This is a genomic window from Rhodococcus sp. NPDC003348 (assembly GCF_053589375.1).
Map to the genome: position 1 here is coordinate 12,063 of NZ_JBSFRT010000001.1, position 23,440 is coordinate 35,502.

The 23,440-nt window shown below is 69.6% G+C and carries 24 protein-coding genes and 1 pseudogene; 10 read left to right on the forward strand and 15 right to left on the reverse strand.

Annotation, left to right across the window (positions count from 1 at the left end; genetic code table 11):
• Position 1: 1 nt before the first annotated feature.
• Positions 2–1,678 (reverse strand): alkaline phosphatase D family protein, encoded by a 1,677-nt coding sequence (locus ACWDU4_RS00075; RefSeq protein WP_450111798.1) that lies wholly within the window; start codon positions 1,676–1,678, stop codon positions 2–4.
• 152 nt (positions 1,679–1,830) lie between these two features.
• Between ACWDU4_RS00075 and ACWDU4_RS00080 the strand changes: the two genes are divergently transcribed.
• Positions 1,831–2,541: a phosphatase PAP2 family protein gene (locus ACWDU4_RS00080; protein ID WP_450111799.1), complete on the forward strand. Its 711-nt coding sequence runs from the start codon at positions 1,831–1,833 to the stop codon at positions 2,539–2,541.
• 2 nt (positions 2,542–2,543) lie between these two features.
• Here ACWDU4_RS00080 and ACWDU4_RS00085 read toward each other — a convergent pair.
• Positions 2,544–2,954: pseudogene (locus ACWDU4_RS00085) on the reverse strand (very short patch repair endonuclease); the annotation flags it as partial.
• 204 nt (positions 2,955–3,158) lie between these two features.
• Between ACWDU4_RS00085 and ACWDU4_RS00090 the strand changes: the two are divergent.
• Complete coding sequence (locus ACWDU4_RS00090) at positions 3,159–4,412, forward strand: Nramp family divalent metal transporter (RefSeq protein ID WP_450111800.1); 1,254 nt, start codon at positions 3,159–3,161, stop codon at positions 4,410–4,412.
• A gap of 79 nt (positions 4,413–4,491) precedes the next feature.
• Here the strand turns inward: ACWDU4_RS00090 and ACWDU4_RS00095 are convergent, their stop codons facing one another.
• A complete protein-coding gene (locus ACWDU4_RS00095) occupies positions 4,492–6,057 on the reverse strand; it encodes an MFS transporter (RefSeq protein ID WP_450111801.1) in 1,566 nt (521 codons plus the stop codon).
• A 93-nt stretch (positions 6,058–6,150) separates the two neighbouring features.
• On the opposite strand from ACWDU4_RS00095, the gene ACWDU4_RS00100 reads away from it, so the two are divergent.
• The 3 genes from ACWDU4_RS00100 (at position 6,151) to ACWDU4_RS00110 (ending at position 8,378) form a co-directional block, all read left to right on the forward strand.
• Positions 6,151–6,774 (forward strand): TetR family transcriptional regulator, encoded by a 624-nt coding sequence (locus tag ACWDU4_RS00100; RefSeq protein WP_450111802.1) that lies wholly within the window; start codon positions 6,151–6,153, stop codon positions 6,772–6,774.
• A gap of 185 nt (positions 6,775–6,959) precedes the next feature.
• A complete protein-coding gene (locus ACWDU4_RS00105) occupies positions 6,960–7,613 on the forward strand; it encodes a serine protease (protein ID WP_450111803.1) in 654 nt (217 codons plus the stop codon).
• Between the two features lie 6 nt (positions 7,614–7,619).
• The gene (locus ACWDU4_RS00110; protein WP_450111804.1) at positions 7,620–8,378 is read left to right on the forward strand and encodes a DUF6319 family protein; all 759 of its coding nucleotides are present in this window, start codon (positions 7,620–7,622) and stop codon (positions 8,376–8,378) included.
• A gap of 85 nt (positions 8,379–8,463) precedes the next feature.
• On the opposite strand, the gene ACWDU4_RS00115 is transcribed toward ACWDU4_RS00110, so the two are convergent.
• The 6 genes from ACWDU4_RS00115 to ACWDU4_RS00140 all read right to left on the reverse strand — a co-directional run bounded on the left by ACWDU4_RS00115 (position 8,464) and on the right by ACWDU4_RS00140 (position 14,459).
• Entirely contained in the window at positions 8,464–9,489 is a 1,026-nt protein-coding gene (locus ACWDU4_RS00115; protein WP_450111805.1) for an adenylate/guanylate cyclase domain-containing protein, read from the reverse strand.
• The gene (gene ilvD / locus ACWDU4_RS00120) at positions 9,482–11,179 is read right to left on the reverse strand and encodes a dihydroxy-acid dehydratase (RefSeq protein WP_450111806.1); all 1,698 of its coding nucleotides are present in this window, start codon (positions 11,177–11,179) and stop codon (positions 9,482–9,484) included. The genes ACWDU4_RS00115 and ilvD overlap by 8 nt, the downstream gene beginning before the upstream one ends.
• On the reverse strand, positions 11,169–11,768 hold the full coding sequence (locus ACWDU4_RS00125) for a TIGR03086 family metal-binding protein (RefSeq protein WP_450112039.1): 600 nt from the start codon (positions 11,766–11,768) through the stop codon (positions 11,169–11,171). Before ACWDU4_RS00125 ends, ilvD begins: the two co-directional genes overlap by 11 nt.
• An 8-nt stretch (positions 11,769–11,776) precedes the next feature.
• Complete coding sequence (locus tag ACWDU4_RS00130; protein WP_450111807.1) at positions 11,777–12,559, reverse strand: VOC family protein; 783 nt, start codon at positions 12,557–12,559, stop codon at positions 11,777–11,779.
• A 196-nt stretch (positions 12,560–12,755) separates the two neighbouring features.
• Positions 12,756–12,941, reverse strand: coding sequence for a hypothetical protein (locus ACWDU4_RS00135; protein ID WP_450111808.1), 186 nt, complete (start codon positions 12,939–12,941; stop codon positions 12,756–12,758).
• Positions 12,942–13,010: 69 nt separating this feature from the next.
• Complete coding sequence (locus ACWDU4_RS00140; RefSeq protein WP_450111809.1) at positions 13,011–14,459, reverse strand: MFS transporter; 1,449 nt, start codon at positions 14,457–14,459, stop codon at positions 13,011–13,013.
• A 155-nt stretch (positions 14,460–14,614) separates the two neighbouring features.
• On the opposite strand from ACWDU4_RS00140, the gene ACWDU4_RS00145 reads away from it, so the two are divergent.
• Positions 14,615–14,767 carry a hypothetical protein gene (locus ACWDU4_RS00145; protein WP_450111810.1) on the forward strand — a complete coding sequence of 51 codons (153 nt, stop codon included), beginning with the start codon at positions 14,615–14,617 and terminating at the stop codon, positions 14,765–14,767.
• Positions 14,768–14,832: 65 nt separating this feature from the next.
• On the opposite strand, the gene ACWDU4_RS00150 is transcribed toward ACWDU4_RS00145, so the two are convergent.
• Both ACWDU4_RS00150 and ACWDU4_RS00155 read right to left on the reverse strand, forming a co-directional pair.
• On the reverse strand, positions 14,833–15,681 hold the full coding sequence (locus ACWDU4_RS00150) for a 3-hydroxybutyryl-CoA dehydrogenase (protein ID WP_450112040.1): 849 nt from the start codon (positions 15,679–15,681) through the stop codon (positions 14,833–14,835).
• Positions 15,682–15,732: 51 nt separating this feature from the next.
• On the reverse strand, positions 15,733–17,346 hold the full coding sequence (locus tag ACWDU4_RS00155) for an acyl--CoA ligase family protein (protein ID WP_450111811.1): 1,614 nt from the start codon (positions 17,344–17,346) through the stop codon (positions 15,733–15,735).
• Positions 17,347–17,462: 116 nt separating this feature from the next.
• On the opposite strand from ACWDU4_RS00155, the gene ACWDU4_RS00160 reads away from it, so the two are divergent.
• Positions 17,463–18,326, forward strand: a complete 864-nt coding sequence (locus ACWDU4_RS00160) for a response regulator transcription factor (RefSeq protein ID WP_450111812.1) — start codon at positions 17,463–17,465, stop codon at positions 18,324–18,326.
• Here ACWDU4_RS00160 and ACWDU4_RS00165 read toward each other — a convergent pair whose 3' ends face one another.
• Positions 18,327–18,947: a TetR family transcriptional regulator gene (locus tag ACWDU4_RS00165; RefSeq protein WP_450111813.1), complete on the reverse strand. Its 621-nt coding sequence runs from the start codon at positions 18,945–18,947 to the stop codon at positions 18,327–18,329.
• Positions 18,948–19,089: 142 nt separating this feature from the next.
• Here ACWDU4_RS00165 and ACWDU4_RS00170 point away from each other — a divergent pair, with 142 nt between their 5' ends.
• The 3 genes from ACWDU4_RS00170 to ACWDU4_RS00180 are packed head-to-tail and all read left to right on the forward strand — an operon-like array spanning position 19,090 to position 21,518.
• Entirely contained in the window at positions 19,090–19,341 is a 252-nt protein-coding gene (locus ACWDU4_RS00170; RefSeq protein WP_450111814.1) for a ferredoxin, read from the forward strand.
• A complete protein-coding gene (locus tag ACWDU4_RS00175) occupies positions 19,338–20,618 on the forward strand; it encodes a cytochrome P450 (RefSeq protein ID WP_450111815.1) in 1,281 nt (426 codons plus the stop codon). The genes ACWDU4_RS00170 and ACWDU4_RS00175 overlap by 4 nt, the downstream gene beginning before the upstream one ends.
• Before the next feature lie 60 nt (positions 20,619–20,678).
• Positions 20,679–21,518: a mycofactocin-coupled SDR family oxidoreductase gene (locus tag ACWDU4_RS00180; RefSeq protein WP_450111816.1), complete on the forward strand. Its 840-nt coding sequence runs from the start codon at positions 20,679–20,681 to the stop codon at positions 21,516–21,518.
• A gap of 84 nt (positions 21,519–21,602) precedes the next feature.
• On the opposite strand, the gene ACWDU4_RS00185 is transcribed toward ACWDU4_RS00180, so the two are convergent.
• The 3 genes from ACWDU4_RS00185 to ACWDU4_RS00195 are packed head-to-tail and all read right to left on the reverse strand — an operon-like array spanning position 21,603 to position 23,397.
• Positions 21,603–22,055 carry a MaoC family dehydratase gene (locus tag ACWDU4_RS00185; RefSeq protein ID WP_450111817.1) on the reverse strand — a complete coding sequence of 151 codons (453 nt, stop codon included), beginning with the start codon at positions 22,053–22,055 and terminating at the stop codon, positions 21,603–21,605.
• Between the two features lie 53 nt (positions 22,056–22,108).
• Positions 22,109–22,561 carry a nuclear transport factor 2 family protein gene (locus ACWDU4_RS00190; protein WP_450111818.1) on the reverse strand — a complete coding sequence of 151 codons (453 nt, stop codon included), beginning with the start codon at positions 22,559–22,561 and terminating at the stop codon, positions 22,109–22,111.
• Positions 22,562–22,581: 20 nt separating this feature from the next.
• A complete protein-coding gene (locus ACWDU4_RS00195) occupies positions 22,582–23,397 on the reverse strand; it encodes a mycofactocin-coupled SDR family oxidoreductase (RefSeq protein WP_450111819.1) in 816 nt (271 codons plus the stop codon).
• Between the last annotated feature and the right edge of the window lie 43 nt (positions 23,398–23,440).

Here is a 23,440-nt window from a genome sequence, read left to right on the forward strand (position 1 = left end):
GTCACGCCTCGTGGATCACCGACTCCCCGGACCCGACGCGCAGCGCCTTCGACGTCTCCACCCCGGCGTTCGGGTTCAGCTTGTCGACCGACCGGAACGCGAACCGCGCCTCGCCGGCGTCGACCTCGAGAATCCCGTAGCCGTGGCCGACCATGTCGGCGTGCCGGAGGTGCGGGTTCTTCGCCAGCCGGCTCGCCTCCTCGGCGCGCGCCCCGGCCGGGTCGGCGGCGCTGCTGGTGTAGGCGCCGTCGCCGGTGTTGGACGACGTCACCGACGGGACGACGAACTCCACCCCCGCGCGGCGGGTGCCGGGCGCGTTGACCTGGGCTCCGCTCGGGGTCCCCGGCCCGAAGCCGGTGTCCCACAGTTCGCCCGCCCAGCCGTCGTGGTCGTCGCCGGTCACCAGTACCAGGTTGTCGACCGATTGTGCTGCGGTGGAAAGGATCTCGGCTCGCTCGGCTCCGTAGCCGTCCCACGTGTCCATGTAGGCGCGGGTCCCGTCGTCCGCCACCACCATGCCCATCATCATGTTGGGGTTGGCGATCACCTTCCAGCGAGCGTCCGACGTGGCCAGGCCGTCGAGCAGCCACTGCTTCTGCGCCGCGCCCAGCATGGTCCGTCCCGGCGCATCGGCCTCGGCGCAGACGATGTGGTCCAGCGAGTCGCCGCACGCCTGCCGGTCCCGGTACTGGCGGGTGTCGGGCGCGAACAGCTCCACGGTCCGGCCCACCCGCAGCGAGCGGTAGGTGCGGGTCGGGTCGCCCGCGAACCGGGGTACCGGCATGTGCTCGAACCAGGACTGCCAGGCCCACTGCTTCTTCTGCTGGAATCCGACCGCACCGTCGATCGGCGAGATCACCGGGAACGTCCACCCGTCCTTGCTGTAGTTGTTGCGGAACTCGTGGTCGTCCCAGAGCGGCACGAACGCGTGGTTGCTGTGCATCAGCCGCAGATCTGCGTCCGTGCGGTACTGGCGGTACTTGTCCCGCATGGCGTCGATCGTCTGCGGGAACGCGTTGGTGGCCACGCCGCGCACGCCCGGCTTGGTGAACTCGTACACGTAGTCGCCGAGGCACACGACGAAGTCGAGGTCCTCCGCGGCGAGGTGGCGGTGCGCGGCGTAGTAGCCCTCCTCGAACCCCTGGCACGTGAACCAGCCGATGCGGACCGGCTCGTTGGAGTCGGCGGGCCGCAGCGTCCGGAACCGTCCGACGGGCGACTCGCCCCCGGTTCCCCGGAACTGGTAGTAGTACGTTTCCCCCGGAGCGAGGCCGCTGACGTCGAAATGCACTGTGCCGTCGGCGTCGCCCTGCACCTGGACCCGCTCGGCGAGCACCGGGGCGGACAGGTCCTCGCGGGTGGAGACGACCAACGCCAGTTCTCCGCCTGCCGCGCTGCTCCCGGCGCTGCCGGTCCCGATGCTGCCGGTCCCGATGCTGCCGGTGCCTGCGCTGTCGGTGCCGACCCGTGTCCACAGGGTCGCGCCGTCGGTGCGGGGCACCCCGGCCATGACGCCGTTGCCGAACTCCGGGTTGCGGATCAGGCCGGGGCCTGCGTCCGGTGCCTGGCGAAGGACAGGGGTGGCGCCGGCGGCTGCGGGCAGCAGTGCCGCGCCTCCGAGTGCGGACAGGCCGGCCAGGAAGGCGCGGCGGGAGACGTTGGCGGGGGAAAGGGCCACAAGCCACCTCGTGATGCGTGGGGACGAAGGTTCCTGACGACCCTAGACACTGGACGTTCGTCCAGTGACGTTTTCCGGGTGTTCACCCGCCGAGGGTTGCGCCGCGGTCCGCTCTCAGTTTCCTACCAGTTTCGCCGAGTACATTCCGCCGGGTGCGTACCCGTTTCCTTCCCCGGCACTGGCCTCTCGGATTGGCCGCCCTGATCGTCGCTGCCGGCATTCTCGCCGTGTTCGGTCCGGCCGAGATGGCGACCAACCCGATCATCGGGTGGTCCACCTCCCTGTACCGGGACGTCGACACGATGACCGCGTCCTGGCCCGCCGGGGCCGGTACAGTCAGCGACCTCGTCGCGGAGGCGGGGCTGTTCGCACTGGCCGGCATGCTCGCGCTGGCGCTGTGGTGGGGACGCGGCGACACGCGAACCCTCGCGGTCGGATTGGCGGCCGGGGCGGGAGCGGCCGGCTCGGCGCTCGCGACCCTCGCGGTGAAATCGGTGGTCACCGAGGAGCGCCCCTGCACCGCCATCCCCGGTGTCCACGCGCTGTCCGAGTGTCCGCCGCTCGGAGACTGGTCGTTCCCCAGTAATCACTCCGGCATCTCCGCGGCGTTGGCGACGGCAGTGGTCCTTGCCGCGTACGCCGCTCGCCGCGTCTGGCTCGGCGTTGTCGCCGCCCTCACCGCCCTGGTGGTGGGGGCGTCGCGGGTGGTCAGTGGTGTGCACTACCCGCACGATGTCGCCGCGGGCCTGGTGTTCGGCTCGTGCATCGCGCTGGCCTTCGCCGTGGCGCTGACCCCGGTCGCGGCCGCGGCCGTCCGTCGGGTCGGGCTCGGCTCTGAACGGCGGGAGCCCGCGCACTCCTGACGCGCGCGCAGCGCGGCCTCCACCGCGTCGGCACCGGCGACAGGGTCCTCGTGCTCCCACACCCTCACCACCGCCCAGCCCGCCGCCGCGAGCCGGGCATCGGTGTCCCGGTCCCGGGCGACGTTCCCGTCCAGCTTGTCCGCCCACCACTGCGCGTTGTTCTTCGGCGCGGTCGCGTGCACCGGGCAGCGGTGCCAGAAGCAACCGTCCACGAACACCGCGACCTTCGCGGTCGGGAACACCAGGTCGGCCCGGCGCCGCACGCCCGGCAGCGGCGCCCGGTCCACCCGGTACCGGCGACCGCGGCGGTGCAGTTCCCGCCGCAGCGCCATCTCCGGCACCGTGTCGCGGCGGCGTTGCGCACTCATCCGGTCCCGGGTGGACACCGAATCGGGCGCCGGTCGGGAGGTCATGACGTCATTGTCGCGCGTGGGCGCCCGCGCCGGCAGCACCGGAAGATCGCCTTCTCGCGGTGGTCGCGAGGGCGCGCGGAGATGCAATTGCGCCCGTAGGATCCGCCCTGCCACAGCGAGTCGGGACGGCAAAGTTCGGACACCCAAACTTTTTGATATGGTTTCGCAAATAGTGGTGTTGACGTGGACGGGAGACCAGTCAAGGTGAGTGTGCGCACGCTCGAGTCGAACACCCCTCCGACGCGGAGGTGGAGGAGCCTCGGCCGCCTGATCGTGCTGGCCGGCCCCGCGTTCGTCGCCGCAATCGCCTACGTCGACCCGGGCAATGTCGCGGCCAACCTCACCGCCGGCGCCAAGTACGGCTACCTGCTGGTCTGGGTCCTGGTGATGGCCAACGCGATGGCCGTGCTCGTGCAGTACCTGTCCGCGAAACTCGGGCTCGTCACCGGCCGGTCGCTGCCCGAACTGCTCGGCGACCGCCTGCGTCCGAGCCGGCGCAAGGCGTTCTGGTTGCAGGCCGAACTCGCCGCCGTCGCCACCGACCTCGCCGAGGTGATCGGTGGTGCGATCGCGCTGAATCTGCTGTTCGGATTGCCGCTCTGGCTCGGAGGTCTGATCACCGGCGCGGTGTCGATGGCCATCCTCTCCACCCAGGCGCGTGGGCAGCGGACCTTCGAGTTCGTCGTGATGGGCCTGCTCGCGATCATCACCCTCGGCTTCGTCAGCGGTCTCGCCTTCACCGACGTCTCGTCGCGGGACGCCCTCGGCGGTCTGGTCCCGCGGTTCGAGGGCGCCGAGACGGTGCTGCTCGCGGCGAGCATGCTCGGGGCGACCGTGATGCCGCACGCGATCTACGTGCACTCCGCACTGGCCCGGGACCGGCACGGCCGTGGAATCCGGCCCGGCCTGCTGCCGCGCCTGATCAAGGCCACCAAGCTCGACGTCGGGGCGGCGCTCGCCGTCGCAGGCACCGTCAACATCGCCATGCTGCTGCTCGCCGCGTCCGCGCTGCGGGGGGTCGAGGGCACCGACACCATCGAGGGGGCGCACGCCGCCATCTCCTCGGCGCTCGGTCCTGCGGTGGCGGTGGTGTTCGCGATCGGGTTGCTCGCCTCCGGGTTGGCGTCCACCTCGGTCGGGTGCGCCGCCGGTGCCGAGATCATGGCCGGCCTGCTGCACTTCCGGATCCCGATGCTGCTGCGCCGGATTCTGGTGCTGATTCCGGCGCTGGTCATCCTCGCGAGCGGCGCCGACCCGACCATGTCGCTGGTGATCAGCCAGGTGGTGCTGAGCTTCTGCATCCCGTTCGCGCTGATCCCGCTGGTCCGGATGACATCCGAGCCCGAGCTGATGGGTGAGCACGTCAACCGTCGAGCCACCACGATCGCGGCGTGGGCGGCCACCGCGGTGATCGTCGCGCTGAACGTCGCCCTGCTCGTGCTCACCGTCGCCGGCTAGCGTCCCGCGCGCCGTGCCGCCTTCCGCATGAACGGAATCGTTCAGTCGAGTAGATCGAATGAACGGATGGTTCAGTCGGTCAGTCCTTCTCGGAGCCGACCAGTTCCGTGTCTTCTTCCAGCCGCGCCGACTTCGTGCGGATCCGCCCCGGCGCGATCATGCCGACCGCGACGGCCGCGACGATCAGGATCGCGCCGAGCACGTGGGCCGCGTCGGCCATCCCGTCCATGAAGACGGACCGGGCGAAGGAAGCGAGTTGATCGCCCTGCGGTCCGGCCATCTTCGCGACTTCGAGCGCGGCGGCGAGGGACGAGCCGACCGGCTCCTTCGCCGCCTCCGGCACGGCCTCCACGGCGGGTGCGATGCCCTGGCTGTAGCTGGCAGCGAGCAGGCTGCCCGCCAGGGCGATCCCGATGGCGGCGCCGACCTCGCGGGTGGTGTCGTTGACGGCGGACGCGACTCCCTGCTTGTCGTCCGGGGTGTTGTCGATGATGGCGTGGGTGGCGGGGGCGGTGCACAGTCCGAGACCGAACGCGTAGATCATCAGGGCGGCGACACTGGCCCAGTAGCCGCTGTCGGCCTCGACCGTCGAGAAGGCGAGCATCCCGGCACCGGTCAGCGCGAGGCCGATCACGCTCAGCCAACGCAGGCCGATCCGGGGCAGCAACCACGGGATCACGGCCGACACCGCCATCACGGGCACCGCAATCGGCGCCAACGCGAGTCCGGACATCAACGGGCTGTATCCGAGAACCAGTTGCATGTACTGCACGATCAGGAAGAACAGCGCGAACGACGCGAGGTACTGCAACGTCATCGACAGGGATCCGGCGCTGAACCCGCGGTTGCCGAACAGGCGCACGTCGAGTAGGGGTTCGGCGCGGCGCAGTTCGACCACCGTGAAGGCCACCGCGCACAGCCCGCCGACCACCAGCGCACACAGCGGCAGCGGGTCGCTCCACCCGCGCATCGGGCCCTCGAGCATGCCGAGCACGAAGCCGCCGACCGCGCCGATGGACAGCAGGGCACCGGGCAGGTCCATGGGCGGTGGGTTCTCGGCCCGGGATCCCGTGATCGTCCATGTGGCGGCGAACAGCGCGACCGCGCCCACGGAGAACCCCACGAAGATCGACTGCCACGGCCAGTGTTCGAGCATCAGCCCCGAGACCACCATGCCCGCGACCCCGCCCGACGCCGCGGTCCCCGCCCAGATCGCGACGCCCCGGGCACGGTGTTCGGGCGGGAAGGTGGCGGTGAGCAACGACAGCGTCGCCGGCATCACGAGGGCGGCGCCGACGCCCGCGACGGCGCGGAACGCGATGAGCCAGGTCGGGGAGTCGAGCCAGATCGGGCCGACGGATGCGGCCGCGACGATCGCGAGCCCGGCCAGGAGCACCCCGCGTCGACCGTAGCGGTCGCCCAGCGCGCCTGCGGGCAGCAGCAGCGCCGCGAGAACGAGGGTGTAGCTGTCGACGATCCAGGTCAGTTCGCTCTGGGTCGCGCCGGTCTCGAGTGCGATCGCAGGGAGCGCCGAGTTGAGTGCGGCCATCGCGGCGATGACCAGGGCCACTCCCGCACACACCACCGTCAGGGTCCAGATCTCACGGCCTGACATGCCGGTGCCGGACCTGGTGCGTGCATTCATGTGGCCTCCCCACCGCCAAACAAGACTGCCAGTATCGTTTGTGGGACGGTGGTTTCACAACCTCTCCGGTGACGGTCGTGAATTGGAGGTGCCGTGGACGCTGACAACCCCGGGCGGGAGGATCCGCGCAAGGCGCGCTCACGGGCACGACTGCTCGACGCGGCGACCGCCCTGCTCGCCCGCGGCGGCATCGAGGCCGTCACGATCGACGCCGTGACCGGCGCCGCGCGCGTCGCCCGCGCGACGCTGTACCGGCACTTCGACAGCGGCACCGAGCTGCTGGCGGCGGCGTTCGCGCGGCTGCTGCCGCCCGCATCGGTGGTCCCCGACGACCTGGGGCTGCGGGAGCAACTGATCGTGCTGCTGACCGAGCAGGACCGGTTGATCGACGAGGCCCCCGCCCAGCTGACCGCCATGTGCTGGCTCGGGATGGGGCCCGGACTCGGGGACTCCGACGGCGACGCCGACCGCCCCGAACTGCGCTCGCTGCGGCGTCGCATCGTCGAGCAGTATCGGGAGCCCTTCGACCGGGTGTTCGCCGGCGCGGAGGGCCGGGAGCTGCTCGGCCGGGACGACCACGCGATCGCCCTCGCGCAGCTGCTCGGTCCGCTGGTGTTCGCCCGGCTCGGGGCGCTGCCCCCGCTCGACGCGCGGGCCCGCGAGCGAATCGTCGACGACTTCCTCGCCGCCCGCCGCGCCAACCGGGCCACGGGGTAGGGCTGCCACCGCTCTCGTTGCGGGTGCCTCGTCGCCGGTTCCCTCGGTGGTGAGGCGATGTGTATTCGAATTGGCGCGTTCGACTGCGGGGCCCTTGAGGGTGCGCGGATACTGGAATCCGAGCTCGTCTTCCCACGGACCGGGCGTGAGGCCCGGTGCCGGAGAATCTCCCGGAGGGTCGGACGATGGCCAAGAAGATTGCATTCGTGTTCGCGGTGGTCGCGGCGATGTTCGGATATCTCGGGGTCGGTGCGTCGGCCGCGGCCTCTCCGGTGGTGCTCGGGGGCGGGTCGGGGATCATCGTCGGCGACGAGGCGCTCTGCACGCTGACGGCGATCGGGCACGACGGTGGGAACCGGCTGGTCGGGATCACGGCCGGCCACTGCGGTGAGCCCGGCTATTCGATCGTGTCCGAGGCGAGACAGGACGCCGGCACGGTCGGTCAGATCGTCGGTAAGAACAGAGGCCTCGACTACGCGGTGATCCAGTTCGATCCGGCCAAGGTGGTGCCCGTCAACAGGGTCGGCGGGGTGACCATCAACGCGGTGGGATCGCCGGCGGCGTTCCCCGACGTGGTGTGCAAGCAGGGGCTCAGAACCGGGAACACCTGCGGGATCGTGTGGGGCGACCTGCTGCAGAGCAACGAGACGTGGACCCAGATGTGTGTGATCGAGGGTGACTCGGGAAGCCCGGTGGTGCGCGGTACTACATTGGTCGGCATGGTGAACGCCTACGTGGGGGTCGCATGTCTCGGCCCCGAACTCGGAACCGACATCGACATAATCATGGCGGACCTGAACGCGCACGGCGGTGTCGGCGCGGGCTTCAGGCCCATCTGATCGCAGATGCCCCCTCGCGCACGACTCGGTGACCGCCTCACCGAGCAGGATCTGATCGACCTGGCCGCCGCACTTTCCGCGGGCAAACGGGCCACCGTGTACCTCAACGAAGCGACCCCGAGCCTCGGCCTGCCCGCCGGATGCTCGGCGAAGGTGGTGTCGGTGGACGGCACCACCGTGCTGATTCGTCCGAAGGGTGTGAACGACGAACTCCCCTTCGAGGCAGACGAATTGCGGTTGACCCGCAATCCGGCGCAGCCCGCTGCGAAGCCGAAACCCAAGCCGGCCCCCGCGGCACCCCGCACCCGCTCCGCGTCGGCCCGGTCCGCGCTGGAGCGTTCGGCCGCCTCGGCCCCGCCGGCGAAGAAGGCCCCGGCTGCGCCGAAGTCCGATGCCCCGACAACCACACCGAAGGCTGCCGTGACCGCACCGAAAACCGATGTCCCGCCGACCACTCCACCGGCCCCGGCGCCGAAGCGTCCCCGCCGCACGAAGGAACCGTCCGGCATCAGCGTGACCCTGCACGGCGAAGCCGGCGGGGAGTGGACCGTCACCGTCACCCACGGCGCCAAGCGGCCCGGTAAGGCCGCCCCGGTCGCTGCCGACGCCGCCGAGCGGGCCGTTCGCGAACTCGGCGATCCGGCCGCGCAGGAAGCGGTCGCATCGGTGATCTCGGCTGCGCGGGAGGCCGCCGCCCAGCGGGTCGAGGAGCTGAGCCGACAGCTCGAGGAGGCTCGCACCGCCCTGGAATCGCTGGGCGCGTAGCCCGGCACCCATCCTCTGCGGTTCCCGAATGGCCCATTGGTTCGCACTGACCGAACCAATGGGCCATTCGGGAATCGAGGGGAGGTCAGCGGCGCAGGGCGTACGCCTTGAGTCGGCTGAAGCCGCGTACCCGAAGGGTGCGCAGCGGCCGCAGATGGAAGTCGCGGACCGCCCCGAGGGCCTCGGCCACGTTCTCGTCGACCAGCACGGTGCCCGGGCGGGCGGCGCTGGTCAGGCGCGCGGCGATGTTCACCACCGAGCCGTAGACGTCGCCGAATCGCATCAGCACCTCGCCGCGTGCGAGTCCGACCCGCAGGTTCGGCAGCTCCTCGGTGCTCGCCGCCGCGTCCTGTAGCGCCAACGCGATTCGCGCGGCGTCGGCCGGGTCCTCGACCGCGAACAGCACCTCGTCGCCGACGTTCTTGATCACCCAGCCGTGGTTCTGGCTGATCACGTTGGTGACGGTCGACTCGAAGAACTCGAGCAGTTCGGTCAGTTCGGTGATGTCCAGGCGGCGGGTCAGGCTGGTGTAGCCGACCATGTCGGCGAATCCGATCGTCAGGGCGCGGCTGGCGACGTCCTCGCCACGGTTGTCCAGGAAGCGGGCGGCGTTCGACGCCAGGTGCCGCCGCCACACGTACGACTGAAGTCTCTCCAAGGTCGGCAGCATCTGCTCGGCCACGAGCGTCGCCTCCGCGGCGACCGCGTGCACGTCGACCGCCTGGTCGGCGCCGTGGCTGCGGACCCGATCGACGATGTGACTGTTGAGCAGGCCCAGCTGCCACTCGGCCAGACGCGAGAACGACTGCCCGAGGGCGCGGGTCACCGACACCTCGAGGTCGGGGTCGATGATGCCGCGGTCCACCAGCGACGTGATCGCCTGCAGGGCCGCGACATCGGCGTCGGTGAACATCGGGGTGCCGGGATCGGAATCGACGGCGAATCCCATCGCCACCCAGAGGCGCTGCGCGCGGGGGAGCGGGACCCCCGAGATCTCGGAGACCTGCTCCCGGGTGTACTTGATCTCGCCGCCGAGGAGGTTCCGCTCGACCTCCGCCTGGATCATCTCGAACTCGCGGGCCTGCCGCCGTTCGCTCGCCCGATTAGCCACACACGGCCCCGTTCGAGGCGGATCCCACCAGCTTCGTGTATTTCGCCAGCACTCCGCGAGTGTACCGGGGCGGCAACGGTTCCCACCCCTGTGCGCGGTGTGTCAGCTCACCCTCGTCGATGACCACGTCGAGCCGGCCGGATGCGACGTCGAGCCGGATGGGGTCGCCGTCCTGCACGAAGGCGATCGGCCCGCCGTCCACCGCCTCCGGTGCGACGTGCCCGACGCACAGGCCGGTGGTGCCGCCGGAGAAACGGCCGTCGGTCAGCAGCAGGACGTCCTTGCCGAGCCCGGCGCCCTTGATCGCGGCGGTGATGGCGAGCATCTCCCTCATCCCCGGCCCGCCCTTCGGGCCCTCGTAACGGATCACCACCGCGTCCCCGGCGGTGATGGTGCCGTCCTCCAGTGCATCCAGTGCGGCCCGCTCGCGGTCGAAAACCCGTGCCGTGCCCGTGAACACGTCGGACTCGAAGCCGGCCGACTTGACCACCGCGCCACCGGGGGCCAGAGATCCGGACAGGATGGTGATGCCGCCGGTCGGATGGATCGGTGCGGTCATCGCCCGCAGTACCTTGCCGTCCGGGTCGGGGGGTGCGATGTCGGCGAGGTTCTCGGCGACCGTGCGTCCGGTGACTGTCATGCAGTCGCCGTGCAGCAGGCCGGCGTCGAGCAGGGCCTTCATGATCACGGGGACACCACCGATGCGGTCGACGTCCTTCATCACGTACGCCCCGAACGGTTTGACGTCCGCCAGGTGCGGGACGCGGGCCCCGACCCGTTTGAAATCCTCCAGAGTCAACGGAACACCGGCCTCGTGGGCGATCGCGAGCAGGTGCAGCACCGCGTTGGTGGACCCGCCGAACGCCATCACCACCGCGATCGCGTTCTCGAACGCCTCGGTGGTGAGGATGTCGGACGGGGTGATGCCGCGGCGCAGCAACTCGACCACGGCCTGCCCGCTGCGCCGCGCGTAACCGTCGCGTCGGCGGTCGGTGGCCGGTGGGGCGGCCGACCCGGGCAGCGACATGCCCAGCGCCTCCGCCGCACTGGCCATCGTGTTGGCGGTGTACATGCCGCCGCACGCGCCCTCGCCGGGGCAGATGGCCCGCTCGATCGCGTCGACGTCCTCGCGGCTCATCAGGCCCCGCGCGCATGCCCCGACGGCCTCGAAGGCGTCGATGATCGTCACGTCCTTCTCGGTGCCGTCGGACAGCTTCGCGGTCCCGGGCAGGATCGAGCCGGCGTACAGGAACACCGAGGCGAGGTTCAGTCGGGCCGCGGCCATCAACATGCCCGGCAGTGACTTGTCGCAGCCGGCGAGCAGGACCGAGCCGTCGAGGCGCTCGGCCTCCATGACGGTTTCGACGCTGTCCGCGATCACCTCCCGCGACACCAGCGAGAAGTGCATGCCCTCGTGGCCCATCGAGATGCCGTCGGAGACCGAGATGGTGCCGAATTCGAGCGGGTAGCCGCCGGCGGCGTGCACGCCGTCCTTGACCGCGCGCGCCAGCCGGTCGAGGGACAGGTTGCACGGGGTGATCTCGTTCCATGACGAGGCGACACCGATCTGGGACTTGCCCCAGTCGTCGTCTCCCATCCCGACGGCCCGGAGCATGCCGCGGGCCGCGGTCTTCTCCAGTCCGTCCGTGACGTCCCGGCTGCGGGGCTTGATGTCGTGCTCACTCGTCATCACGTACCTCCCGGGGCGGCTGGTTGTCGGACGGTCGCGGATCGCGGCCGGTCAGTGCGATGAGGCGGTCCTGCGGTGAGGCGTCCTCGGACACCGGGACGGGATCGGCGAACAGGCCGCTGGCGGCGAGCATGTCCCGTTGCTCGTCCAGGACCTCCCACACCCCGGCGACGAGCCGGGAGTCCAAGCGGTCGTCCAGGCCGGCGGCGCGGGCCAGATCCCAGGCGTGAATCGTCACGTCGGAAACCTGCTCGCGCAGATAGTGTTCCACCGTCACCGTGGCGTAGGACAGGTGCACCGGCGTCGCCGGCGGCGCGGCGTCCCAGGCGGCGATCGCCAACCCGGAGTAGAGGTCCCACTCCGCCGCGAGGTCGTCGCGGAGCGGCCGGATCCGGCCCTCGGCCTCGTCGATCGACAGCCCGCTGAGCAGTGGCGGCACCCACTGCTGTTCGACGATGACGTGGCGCACCAGGGCGGTGACGTTCCACTCGGTGTCCGGGGTCGGGGCGGACCAGTCGGTGACCGCCTCGATGCGAGTGGAGAATTCGTGGTGGGCTCGGCGCAGCAGCGCGAGCCACTCCAGTGCCACGGCCACGCCTACTGTTGTGCGGGGTCGGGTCGCAGGACGCTGAACACGCCGCCGGTCGGGTCCGCGAGCACCGCCATGCGCCCGGCGCTCGGAACGTCGAACGGCGCGACCAGCACCGATCCGCCTGCCGCGGTCGACGTTTCCACCGCGGCATCGGTGTCGTCCGTGGCGAAGTACACGTGCCAGTGGGAGGGGACCTGCGGTGCACGGGGGGTGGAGCAGCCGCCGAAGTTCTCGCCGCCCGCGTGCAGCAGCGTGTACGAACCCTCCGGCATCGGCGCGGAGGTCTGGGTCACGCCGATCACGTCGGCGTAGAACGCGATCGCCTTCGCCGGCTCCGGGGTGATCAACTCGGACCAGACGAGGGTGCCCGTCTCCTTCTCCAGGGTCGCGCCGATGTGCCTGCCCGCCTCCCAGAGTCCGACGACCGCGCCGGTCGGGTCCGTCACGAATGCCATTCGCCCGGCGTCACCGACATCGTCGGGCCCCATCACCACCTGCCCGCCTGCCGCCGCGACCTTGGCCGTCGTCGCGGTGACGTCGTCGGTGGCGAGGTAGGTGTTCCAGTGCGACGGCGTCCGGGCCGGGGTGCCCGGTGGTTGCCCGCCGACCGCGCCGACGGTGTGGCCGCGCAGGTGGGCCATCGAGTAGACCCCGCCCCCGGGGTTCGGCATGTCCTCGAATTCCCAGCCCAGCAGCCTGGAGTAGTAGTCCTTCGCGGCAGTGGGATCGCTCGCGGACAGGTCGACCCAGCAGGGGACACCCTCCGGGTAGCTCGAACGGATGGGCATGGTGACGTCCTTTCGCGGCGGAAATTCGGTCCAGCGGAACCCCGCCCGCAACCGGTGCCGGGCGAGGTCCACCGCTCACGTTTCCAGCCCGCGGCCCGTTTGGAAAGAGCAGCGGCCGTGACCTGTCCCGATCTCCGCCCGCTATCGGGGGTTCTCGCCCAGCACCAGCGGTAGCGACCGGTCCGCCTCCACGCGGTCAGGGACCCGTCGTACACGGCCACGTCGGAGGGGCCGCATAGGTCGCCCGCCCCGGTTCGACGGAGTACGGCCCGTCCTTCGCCAGGGTCAGGTGGGTGCTCGAGTCGACTACGACGAGCGCCGGGTCTGCGAGGTGTTCGCGAAGCCAGGCGACGGAGACGGTGTCGGTGAACTGATGGCCCACGATGACCTCCGAGGTTCGGGAAGGCACGGCACTGCGCACGCCGTCGCCGCACCGCGGGGTGAAGCGAGGTCAACGCTCGCCGCGAGCGGAATCCTCCGGTGCGAGCGCCGGCGCAGAGACATCGCAATGTGGTCGGCACTCGATCGAATCCGGCTGTTCCGCAAGGGGCTTCACTGTAGGGACCATCGCTGCGGCGATGGCGGCACCGGCGAGCATCAGTCCGGCACAGATCAGCATCGCGACCCGGAACCCGTCCGAGAACGACGCCGGGTCGCTGTAGCCGGTGATTCCCGCGAGCCCCGGCAGGGCCGCGACCGCGAGGAGTTGAGCGCTGCGGGCCACGGCATTGTTCACACCCGACGCGATGCCGGACCGCTCGGTCGGGACCGAGTTCAGCACGGCCCCGGTCAGCGGGGCCACCAACGTGGACAGGCCGAGCCCGAAGACGAGAACCGCAGGCAGTACCTCCGTGAGATACGAAGCGTCCGGACCGATCCGGAGCATCAACAGCAGGCCGGCCGCGCCGATCAGCGGACCGGCCGTCATCGGCAGCCGTGGCCCGTGGTGCTGCGCCCAGCGCCCGGCCCGGGCCGACAGGACCAGCATCAGCACGGTGATCGGCAGAGTCGCCAGCCCGGACGCCATCGGCGAGTATCCGGCCACGATCTGCAACTGCAGGACGAGCAGGAAGAACACTCCGCCCAGTGCGGCGTACACCGTCAGCGTCACCAGATTGGCGGCGGTGAACACCCGGGAGCGGAACAGCGACGGTGGGACCAACGGGTCGGGGGAGCGGCGTTCCGCGACGAGGAAGGCCGCGAAGACTGCGATCCCGCCGCCCACGGGAAGAGGTTGCCCGGCGATCAGGCCGTAGGTGAGCGCGGCGAGCGCGACGATGCCCAGCGTCGTCCCGGGCAGGTCGAGCCGGCCGTGCGCCTGCGGGTCGCGGCTGTCGGGGACATGACGCACGGACACCCACACCACCGCGATCGCGAGCGGCACATTCAGCCAGAACACCGCACGCCACGACGCCACCTCGACGAGCCAGCCGCCGACCAGCGGCCCCGCAGCCGACGCCACGCCGCCGAACCCGGACCACAACCCGATCGCCGTGCCCCGGTCGTCGGGGTCGATCGTCGCCGACAGCAGCGCCAGGCTGCCCGGTGTGAGCAGGGCGGCGCCGATGCCCTGCAGGATGCGTGCCGAGACGAGCGTTTCGATGGTCGGCGCGAGCGCGCACGCGATCGAGGCGAGCGTGAACCAGACCGTTCCCCAGACGAACACGCGCCGACGGCCGAGCCGGTCGCCGAGCGCGCCTGCGAGCAGGATCAGGGAGGCAAGGGTCAGGGTGTAGCCGCTCAGGACCCACTGCAGTCCGGAGACCGTGGCGCCGAGGTCCTCACCGATCCGGGGCAGCGCGATGTTGACGACCGTCGCGTCGAGCATCGCCAGCGACGAGCCGAGCACGGTCGCGAGTACGACTGCGCGTCCGGTTGGCGATCGCAGCTGGACCGTCATGGAGTCGAGGCTACGCCGTGAACATTTGCGGCAGCCGGATTCAAACCCGTCACCTGCGGTTACGGGCGAGATTCGTTCTCGGGAGGGCGATTCGGGCCGAGTGGTCCGGTTACATACATCCCGCTCACCCACTCACACATTCGAGGAGTAGTTCAATGGCAGTAGCACGTGCAACCCGCGCCGGTTCGTCGGAAGAGGATCTCGCCCTCATCAAGCAGATCCAGCCCGTCGTATCCGGTCTGGGCACGATCATCGGTGGCGTGGGCGCGACCCTCGCTGTGGTCGGTGCGCTCTCGGCGTTCAGCTGACTCGCGGCACCTGTGCGCGCTTCCGGTGGTCCCAGCCACCGGAAGCGCGCACAGGCGCGTAACGCCTACTTGTAGTCGTAGAAGCCGCGGCCGGTCTTGCGGCCCAGGCGGCCGGCGTCGACCATGCGGCGCAGCAGCGCCGGCGGGGCGTAGTGCGGCTCGGCGAACTCGGCGTACAGCGACTCCGACGCGGCCAGCGCGATGTCCAGGCCGACGGTGTCGAGCAGGGTCAGCGGGCCCATCGGGTAGCCGCAGCCGCCCTTCATCGCGGCGTCGATGTCCTCGGCTGTCGCGTAGCCGGATTCGAGCATCCGGACCGCCTGGCACAGGTACGGGATGAGCAGCGCGTTGACGATGAACCCGGACCGGTCACCGGCCTGCACGGTGGTCTTGCCCAGGGTGCTGCTCGCGTAGTCGGTGACCGCGGCGGCGGTCTCCGGGGAGGTGACCAGGGTGGAGATGATCTCCACCAGCGGCATCACCGGCACCGGGTTGAAGAAGTGCACGCCGACGACCTGCTCGGGGCGCGAGGTGGCGCCCGCGACCTTGATCACCGGGATCGAGGAGGTGTTGGTGGCGAGGATGCCGGCCGGCTTGACGATCTTGTCGAGCTTGCCGAAGATCTCGTACTTGAGTGCCTCGATCTCCGGGGCGGCCTCGATGACCAGGTCCCGGTCGGCGAACTCCTCGATGTCGAGGGTGACCCGCACGCGGGCGATGGCCGCGTCGGCCTCTTCCTGGGTGATCTTGCCCTTGGCGACGCCGCGGGAGATCGACGAGGCGATCCGCGCGGTGGCGGCGTCCGCGAACTCCTGCTTCGTCTCGAGCACCAGGACTTCGCTCCCGGCCTTCGCGCACACCTCGGCGATTCCGGCACCCATGGTGCCGCCACCGATCACTCCGATCAGCTGCACAGTCATCTCTCCAAACCTGAAATGCTCGTCATCTTGTCGTGGGCCATTCTGCTACGCGCCGGTAACCGGGCTTCCGCCCGCCCGCAGCTCGTTCTTGCGGATCTTGCCGGTGGGGGTGCGCGGCAGGTCCGACGCGAACGCGATGTCACGCGGCACCTTGTACCCGGCGAGCAGGCTCCGGGTGTGTGCGATCAACTCCTCCGCCGTGAGCTCCGCACCCGGCCGGAGCAGCACGAACGCCTTCGGGCGCTCCCCCCACTTGTCGTCCGGGACGCCGATCACCGCGACGTCCGCGACGGCCGGGTGGGAGACGATCGCCTGCTCGACCTCGACGGTGGAGATGTTCTCGCCGCCGGAGATGATGATGTCCTTCGCGCGGTCCTTGAGCTGGATGTACCCGTCCGGGTGCATGACGCCGAGGTCGCCGGTGTGGAACCAGCCACCGGCGAACGCCTCCGCGGTGGCTTTCTCGTCCCGGTAATAGCCCAGCATCACGTTGTTGCCGCGCAGCACGATCTCGCCGAGGCTCACCCCGTCGGCGGGCACGTCGTTCATCTGGGGGTCCACCACCCGCGCGGTCTCGGCCTGCAGCATGCCGACGCCCTGCCGGGAGATCAGCACCGCCCGCTCCGCCGGATCCAGGGCCGCCCACGACTCCTGCGGCTCGCAGATCGTGTACGGCCCGTACACCTCGGTCAGCCCGTACACGTGTACGACGGTGACGCCGAGCGCCTCGAGCTTGCCGATGATCGTCGGCGACGGCGGGGCGCCTGCGGTGGTGATGCGCATCGGGTGCGCCAGCGGGTGCGCCTGCTCGGCGTCGGCGATGATCGAGCAGACGGTCGGGGCGCCGCACAGGTTGGTGATCCCGAGGGTGTCGATCGCGTCCCAGATCGCGTCCGCGCGTACCGCCCGCAGGCACACGTGGGTGCCGCCGGCCGCGGTGACCGCCCAGGGTGTGCACCAGCCGTTGCAGTGGAACATCGGCAGCGTCCACAGGTACTTCGAGTCCCCGGTGAACCCGTTGTGGAAGGTCTCACCGAACGAATTGAGGTAGGCGCCGCGATGGGAGTACATGACGCCCTTGGGCTTTCCGGTGGTGCCGGAGGTGTAGTTGATCGCGATCGGGGACAGCTCGTCGTCCACCGCCCACGGCAGTTCGGCGCCGTCGACCGCGGTGGCCAGCAGTTCGGCGTACGTGGTGGTCGCGACGCCGGCGACGGGCTCGTCGACGATGTTCGTGGAGTCGGGGATCTCGACGATCTCGCGCACCGTCGGCACCGCCTCCCGGATGGTGGCGGCGGAGCCGAGCAGTTCGGAGTCCACGAAGAGGATCGAGGCCCCGGAGTGATCGAGGATGTACTCCAGTTCCGGGCCCGCCAGGCGCGAGTTCAACGCGATCAGCACACCGCCGGCGAGTGGCACCGCGAAGTGCGCCATCAACATCTCGGGGGTGTTGGGGCACAGGTACGCGATCCGGTCGCCGGGGGTGATGCGGGCCCGCAGCACCCGCGCCAGCCGCTGCACCTCGTCGCCGAACTCGCGGTAGCTGTAGCGGCGGTCGCCGTGGATGATCGCGGTGCGGTCGGGGAACACCGCCGCCGAGCGCTCCAGGAAACGCAGCGGGCTGAGCTGGGAGTGGTTGGGGGCGAGTACGGCGGTCATGGGCGGTTTTCTCCAGGTCCGGACGGTGCCCGTCGGGTGTGACGGGGCTTACAGGCGTTCCCCCCGACGGTAGGGGCCACTGCGGGTGGGCCGCTACCCTACGAAGTGGGTAGGCGATGACAGAGACGACGAGAACGAACGAGGTGCTGCGGCCGAGCGACGAGGACGCGCTGCGCGCCGAGCTGCGGGCACTGAGCACGTCGAGCGCGTTCCCGGTCCTGTTCGGTGGTGCCGTCGCCGAGGGCGCGATGCTGTTGTCCGGGTTCGCGGGCACCCGCAGCTCGATCCTGCGCGGGTTGACCATCGACTTCCGCTGCGGTCTCGGCGGTCGGGCGGTCGCCGAACAGCGGCCCGAGGCCGCTCCGGACTACTTCGACTCCGACCACATCACCCACGAGTACGACGTGCAGGTCGCCGGGGAGGGCATCGAATCGCTGCTGGCGGTGCCGGTGGTCGTGCGCGGCGTCACGCGGGCCGCCCTGTACGGCGGGCTGCGGGCCCGGCGGCCGATCGGGGACGCCATGACCGACCCGGTGCTGAGGGCCGCGTCGCGGTTGGCGCGTGAGATCGAGATCCGTGACGAGGTGGACCGGCGGGTCGCGCTGCTCGCGAACGTGGTGCCCCGGGCCCCCCGCACCACGTCGGAGTCGGAACGGATCACCGAGAGCTATCTGGCCCTGCACGAGCTCGCCGACCGGGTCGGCGACGAGACGGTGGCCGCGCAGCTGCGCGAGGTGGAGGCCTCGCTCCGATCGCTCACCACGCCCGTCACGGCAGACGACTCGATCAGGTTGTCTCCCCGGGAATTCGACCTGCTCTCGCACGTCGCGCTCGGTTGCCGCAACGCGGAGATCGCCGAGAGGCTTTCCCTCAGTGTGGAAACCGTGAAGACCTACATGCGCACCCTGATGGCCAAGCTCGAGGTGGGCAGTCGGCAGGAGGCGGTGTTCGAGGCGCGGCGGCGAGGCTTGCTGCCGTGATCATTCGCGTCGAGGCGGCGCAGGCAGTGACGGGTCCCGAAGCGACGCCTGATAGCCGGTGGTCAGCCAGAAGACGGTGCGGTCGATCGTCGGCATGATGTCGGTGACCTCGATCAACCCGTCGCGGCAGCGCCCCACCAGGCCGTAGACGACGCTCGAGAGGATCGACTCCAGGTCGGCGACGAAGTCGGGGTCCACGTCGGACAGGACCGCCATGCCGACCGGCACGACGGCGTCGAAGCTCCGCACGGCGAAGCCCTCGCCGCCGGGCGCGGCACTCACACGGAAGTACGCGAAGAGCATCGCCGGGTGCTGCTCCCACGGTTCGAAGATGGCCCGGATCACGCGCATCATCGCCGGGTGCAGCGGCTCGTTCGGGTCGCGCGGTTTGGTGACGAGCCCGGAGTGGTTCCCCGCCATCCAGCGTTCGATCGCGGCGAGGATCAGCTCGTCCCGGGTTGCGTACCGCTTGTAGATGGTCGACAGAGACGTGCGGGCGCGGCGGGCGACCTCACGCAGCTGGACCGCGCCGTATCCCTCGTTCTCGAGTAGGTCGACGACGGTGTCGAGGAGTCGGTCTCGAGTCGGGTCCACCCCATCCACAACATCGGAGTTCTCCATTTTTGCGAATTTCCTTGCCGTCGGTGAGTAACAGAGTTACCGTGCTCCCGGTAACACGGTTACTCACAGTACCTCCAGCGGCGGCCGTGGGGTGAATGTCCGCCCAGCCGCTCGAGACCGAATTCACCCTGGGGAGCGCCCGATGACGGGATCACCGAAGCGCCTACACGTCGATCGCGACCTGTGCGAGGCGCATGCACTGTGCGTCGAGATCGCACCCGAGATCTTCACTCTCGCCGACGACGACGTTGCCGTCTGCGACGAGAGTCCGCCGGAAGCGTTGTGGCCCAAGGCGCGGTCGGCGGTCAGCGCCTGCCCGCGCCAGGCCGTCAGCTTCTTCGAGGACCCACCTGCCACCTCACCTCGTTCACCCGAAAGGCCAGTGATCCCATGACCGATCTCGCATCAGTCGACTACTTCTCCGACGGAGAGGTCGCGCAGAATCCCTTCGAGTACTTCGACCACCTCCGGGGCCGGAACCCAGTCTTCCGTGAGCCGCACCACGGCGTGGTTGTCGTCACCGGCCACGACGAGGTGATCGAGGGGTTCAAGAACACCGAAGCCCTCTCGGCCGTCAACGCGATCGGCGGACCGTTTCCCCCGCTGCCGTTCGTGCCCGAGGGCGACGACATCACCGCTCAGATCGAAGCCCACCGCCACCAGTTCCCGATCTTCGAGCACATCGTGACGATGGATCCCCCCGACCATACGAAGGCCCGATCGCTGCTGGGGCGGATGCTCACACCGAAACGACTGCAGGAGAACGAGGAATTCCTGTGGACCCTGGCGGACCGCCAGTTCGACGAGTTCATCGACAACGGCCGCTGCGAGTTTCTCGGCGAGTACGCGAAACCGTTCGCCACCCTGGCGATCACGGACCTGCTCGGCGTCCCCGAGGAGGACCGCGAGGAGTTCCGCCAGGCACTGGGTGCCGACGCACGACCCGGTGCCCGCGTCGGAGCGCTCGATCACGAGCCGGTCGGGATCAACCCGCTGGAATACCTGGACGAGCGGTTCGGCGGCTACATCGCCGAACGCAGGCGTGAGCCCCGCGGCGACATCCTCAGCGGCCTGGCCTCGGCCACGTATCCGGACGGATCGACTCCCGCGCTCCTCGAGGTGGTGCGGCCGGCGACCTTCCTGTTCGCGGCCGGACAGGAAACGGTGACGAAGCTCCTCAGCTCAGCGCTGCGGGTCCTCGGTGAGCGGCCGGAGTACCAGCAGATCCTGCGTGAGGATCGCAGTCTCATCCGAGCTTTCATCGAGGAGTCGCTTCGCTTCGACAGTCCGACGAAGGTCGACTTCCGCCTTGCCCGCAAGTCCACCGGAATCGGCGATCTCGACATCCCGGCCGGGACGGTCGTGATGCTGGGTCTCGCTGCCGCCAACCGCGATCCCCGCAAGTTCGACAACCCGAACGAGTTCCGGCTCGACCGGAAGAACGCACACGATCACGTCGCGTTCGGGCGGGGGCTGCACACGTGTGCCGGCGCGCCGCTCGCCCGCGTGGAAGGTCACGTGACCCTGAACCGGCTGCTCGACAGGATGAGCGACATCGGTATCAGTGAGAGCGCGCACGGGCCGGCGGACGACCGCCGGTACGCGTACGAGCCCACCTTCCTGCTGCGCGGACTCACCGAACTCCACATCGAGTTCACCCCGACCCGTTAGAGGCAATTCGGCAGACACCGCATCGGGCAGTCGCCCGAAGCACGACGAGAGAGGCAAGTCATGGCAGGGCGAGTTGAAGGCAAGGTCGCGTTCGTCACGGGTGCGGCACGCGGCCAGGGGCGCAGTCACGCGGTGCGGCTGGCGCAGGAGGGCGCGGACATCATCGCGATCGACATCTGCGGACCGATCAGGGAGAACGCGCAGATCGAACCGTCCGGACCGGATGATCTGGCCGAAACCGTGGAGTTGGTCAAGGGTCTGGGCCGTCGCATCGTGGCGGCGGAGGTCGACGTACGTGATTTCGACGCCCTGAAGGTGGCCGTCGACAACGGAGTCGAGCAGTTGGGTCGGCTCGACATCATCGTCGCCAACGCCGGGATCGGGACGGGTGGCGTCACCCTCGACCAGACCGACGAGTTCGACTGGCAGGAGATGCTCGACATCAACCTCTCCGGCGTCTGGAAGTCGGTGAAAGCCGGTGTCCCTCAGATGATCGCGGCAGGAAACGGCGGATCGATCGTCCTGACGAGCTCGGTCGGTGGGCTGAAGGCCTACCCGAACATGGGCCCGTACATCGCCGCGAAGCACGGCGTGGTCGGACTGATGCGCACGTTCGCGGTCGAACTGGGACAGCACTCGATTCGGGTCAACACCGTTCACCCCACGAACGTGAACACGCCGATGTTCATGAACGAGGGGGCGATGAAGATGTTCCGCCCCGACCTCGAGAACCCGGGACCGGAGGACCTCAAGGTCGTCGCACAGCTCATGCACGTACTGCCGGTCGGCTGGGTGGAACCCGAGGACATCAGCAACGCCGTGCTGTTCCTCGCTTCCGACGAATCCCGCTACGTCACGGGCCTTCCCCTCACCGTCGACGCGGGGAGCAACCTCAAGTAGTCACGCGCTGAGAACGACTCGGCACCGGGTCCTGAATCTCGCGGTGGATTCAGGACCCGGTGCCGGCGGTGCAGGCGGTGCGGGTCACGACAGGTAGCGCACCAAATTCTCCGCGACGCAGGCAGGCTTCTCGGCGCCCTCGGCGGCGATGGTGACGGTGCGGGTGACCTGGATGCCGCCGGTGACATCGTCGACCGAGGTCAGCTGGACGGTCCCGCGGACGCGGCTGCCCACGGGAACGGGGGAGATGAACCGGACCTTGCCGAGGCCGTAGTTGAGTGCCATGCGCGCGCAGCTGACCGTCATCACCTGCTGGGTGATCGGCGCCAACAGCGACAGCGTGAGGAAACCATGTGCGATGGTGCCGCCGTACGGTCCGTCGGCGGCGCGATCGGCGTCGACGTGGATCCACTGGCGGTCGTCGGTCGCGTCGGCGAAACCGTCGATGCGGTGCTGATCGATCGTGATCCAGTCGCTGGTGCCCACCGTGGTGCCCACGGCGGCGCGCAGCGAGGCGAAGTCGGGAAAATCGGTCATCGGAGTTCGGCTTCCTGTTCTGTGTCCTGGACCCGGAATCACCACTGTCGCGCTCACGCGCTGCTCGCGGCCCCCGCCGTTGCGGCCGGCCGGGGCGGCCGGTTGACGAACCAGAGGTTCTCCTCGACCAGGCGCTCACTGCGCCAGCCGTCCGGGGTCCGCACCACGGTGTGGTGGTAGTTGCCCCCACAGACGCTGAGCCCGTCGAGTCCCGGGAACTGCATGGGGTTGACGAACATCGCGGTCACCTTTGCCCGGTCGCCGTCGAGCTCGACCTGGACGTTGGTCACGAAGTGCTGTTTCATCGTCAGCACCGACAGGGTCGACCCGAACATGGCCGCCATCTGGTGCCGGTCACTCGGCGGGTAGCCGGCCGAGCTGTAGTCGAGGACGGCGTCCTCGGTGAAGACGTCGACGTAGCCCTCCCAGTCATCTGTGTCCACCGCCCGGGCGTATCGGTACAGCAGGTTCTCGATCTCCTGCCGATCGCGAATGTCGTTGTCCACGTTCGTCTTCTCCTCGGGCGTCAGAACTCGGTGACACCGGCGTCCGGTGCGAGTTCGTGGGCGGTCATGTACTTCGAGTCGTCCGAGGCGAGGAAGAGCACGGTGCCGGAGACGTCTTCGGGTTCGGTGATGTCGACCGGCATCATGTTCATCATCATCGGGCCGAGCCGGGCGTTGTCGGGGAGTGCCTGGGCGATCGCCGGCCCGACCTCGGTGACCATCGGGGTGTTCACTCCGGTCGGGTGCAGGCTGTTGACCCGGATGTGGTGTCGGGCCAGTTCCGCAGCGAAGGCCTTCGCCATGCCGCGCACCGCCCACTTGCTTGTGGTGTACGGAACCATGAACGGCTGCGCCTTGAGCCCGGCGGCGGAGCTGACCAGGATGATCGATCCGCCACCCGCGGTGACGAGATGCGGTGCACCCACCATCACGGTGTTCCAGACGCCGGTGACGTTCGTGCCGACCACGTCCTCGTACATCTGCGGGGTGACCTCGGACCAGGGTGCCGCGACGCAGATGCCCGCATTGGCCACGACGATGTCCAACCGTCCCAGCTGCGAGACGGCGCCGTCGACGATCGAGCGCAGTTCGTCCAGATTCCGGACGTCGACCACTCCCGAAACCGCTCGCTGCCCGGTCTTCTCCACCAGGCGAACGGTCTCCTCGAGGTCCTCGACGGTCGCCGGCGGATAGCGCACGCTGTCCGGAAGCGGCGCGCAGACGTCGACGACGACGACGTCCGCCCCCTCCTCCGCCAGTCGGACTGCGTGTGCCCGCCCCTGTCCGCGTGCGGCGCCCGTTATCAGTGCCACCTTGCCGGCGACCCGCTTACTCATCGATTCTCCTGTGGTTCGTTCCCGCCCGGAACGGCCCCGAGGG

Bases quoted from the DNA above. Each gene is read 5' to 3' on its own strand.
- ACWDU4_RS00095 (WP_450111801.1), bottom strand. From the start codon at position 6,057: ATGAATGCACGCACCAGGTCCGGCACCGGCATGTCAGGCCGTGAGATC.
- ACWDU4_RS00105 (WP_450111803.1), top strand. From the start codon at position 6,960: ATGGCCAAGAAGATTGCATTCGTGTTCGCGGTGGTCGCGGCGATGTTC.
- ACWDU4_RS00110 (WP_450111804.1), top strand. From the start codon at position 7,620: ATGCCCCCTCGCGCACGACTCGGTGACCGCCTCACCGAGCAGGATCTG.
- ilvD (WP_450111806.1), bottom strand. From the start codon at position 11,179: ATGACGAGTGAGCACGACATCAAGCCCCGCAGCCGGGACGTCACGGAC.
- ACWDU4_RS00130 (WP_450111807.1), bottom strand. From the start codon at position 12,559: ATGCCCATCCGTTCGAGCTACCCGGAGGGTGTCCCCTGCTGGGTCGAC.
- ACWDU4_RS00140 (WP_450111809.1), bottom strand. From the start codon at position 14,459: ATGACGGTCCAGCTGCGATCGCCAACCGGACGCGCAGTCGTACTCGCG.
- ACWDU4_RS00145 (WP_450111810.1), top strand. From the start codon at position 14,615: ATGGCAGTAGCACGTGCAACCCGCGCCGGTTCGTCGGAAGAGGATCTC.
- ACWDU4_RS00155 (WP_450111811.1), bottom strand. From the start codon at position 17,346: ATGACCGCCGTACTCGCCCCCAACCACTCCCAGCTCAGCCCGCTGCGT.
- ACWDU4_RS00160 (WP_450111812.1), top strand. From the start codon at position 17,463: ATGACAGAGACGACGAGAACGAACGAGGTGCTGCGGCCGAGCGACGAG.
- ACWDU4_RS00165 (WP_450111813.1), bottom strand. From the start codon at position 18,947: ATGGAGAACTCCGATGTTGTGGATGGGGTGGACCCGACTCGAGACCGA.
- ACWDU4_RS00170 (WP_450111814.1), top strand. From the start codon at position 19,090: ATGACGGGATCACCGAAGCGCCTACACGTCGATCGCGACCTGTGCGAG.
- ACWDU4_RS00175 (WP_450111815.1), top strand. From the start codon at position 19,338: ATGACCGATCTCGCATCAGTCGACTACTTCTCCGACGGAGAGGTCGCG.
- ACWDU4_RS00180 (WP_450111816.1), top strand. From the start codon at position 20,679: ATGGCAGGGCGAGTTGAAGGCAAGGTCGCGTTCGTCACGGGTGCGGCA.
- ACWDU4_RS00185 (WP_450111817.1), bottom strand. From the start codon at position 22,055: ATGACCGATTTTCCCGACTTCGCCTCGCTGCGCGCCGCCGTGGGCACC.
- ACWDU4_RS00195 (WP_450111819.1), bottom strand. From the start codon at position 23,397: ATGAGTAAGCGGGTCGCCGGCAAGGTGGCACTGATAACGGGCGCCGCA.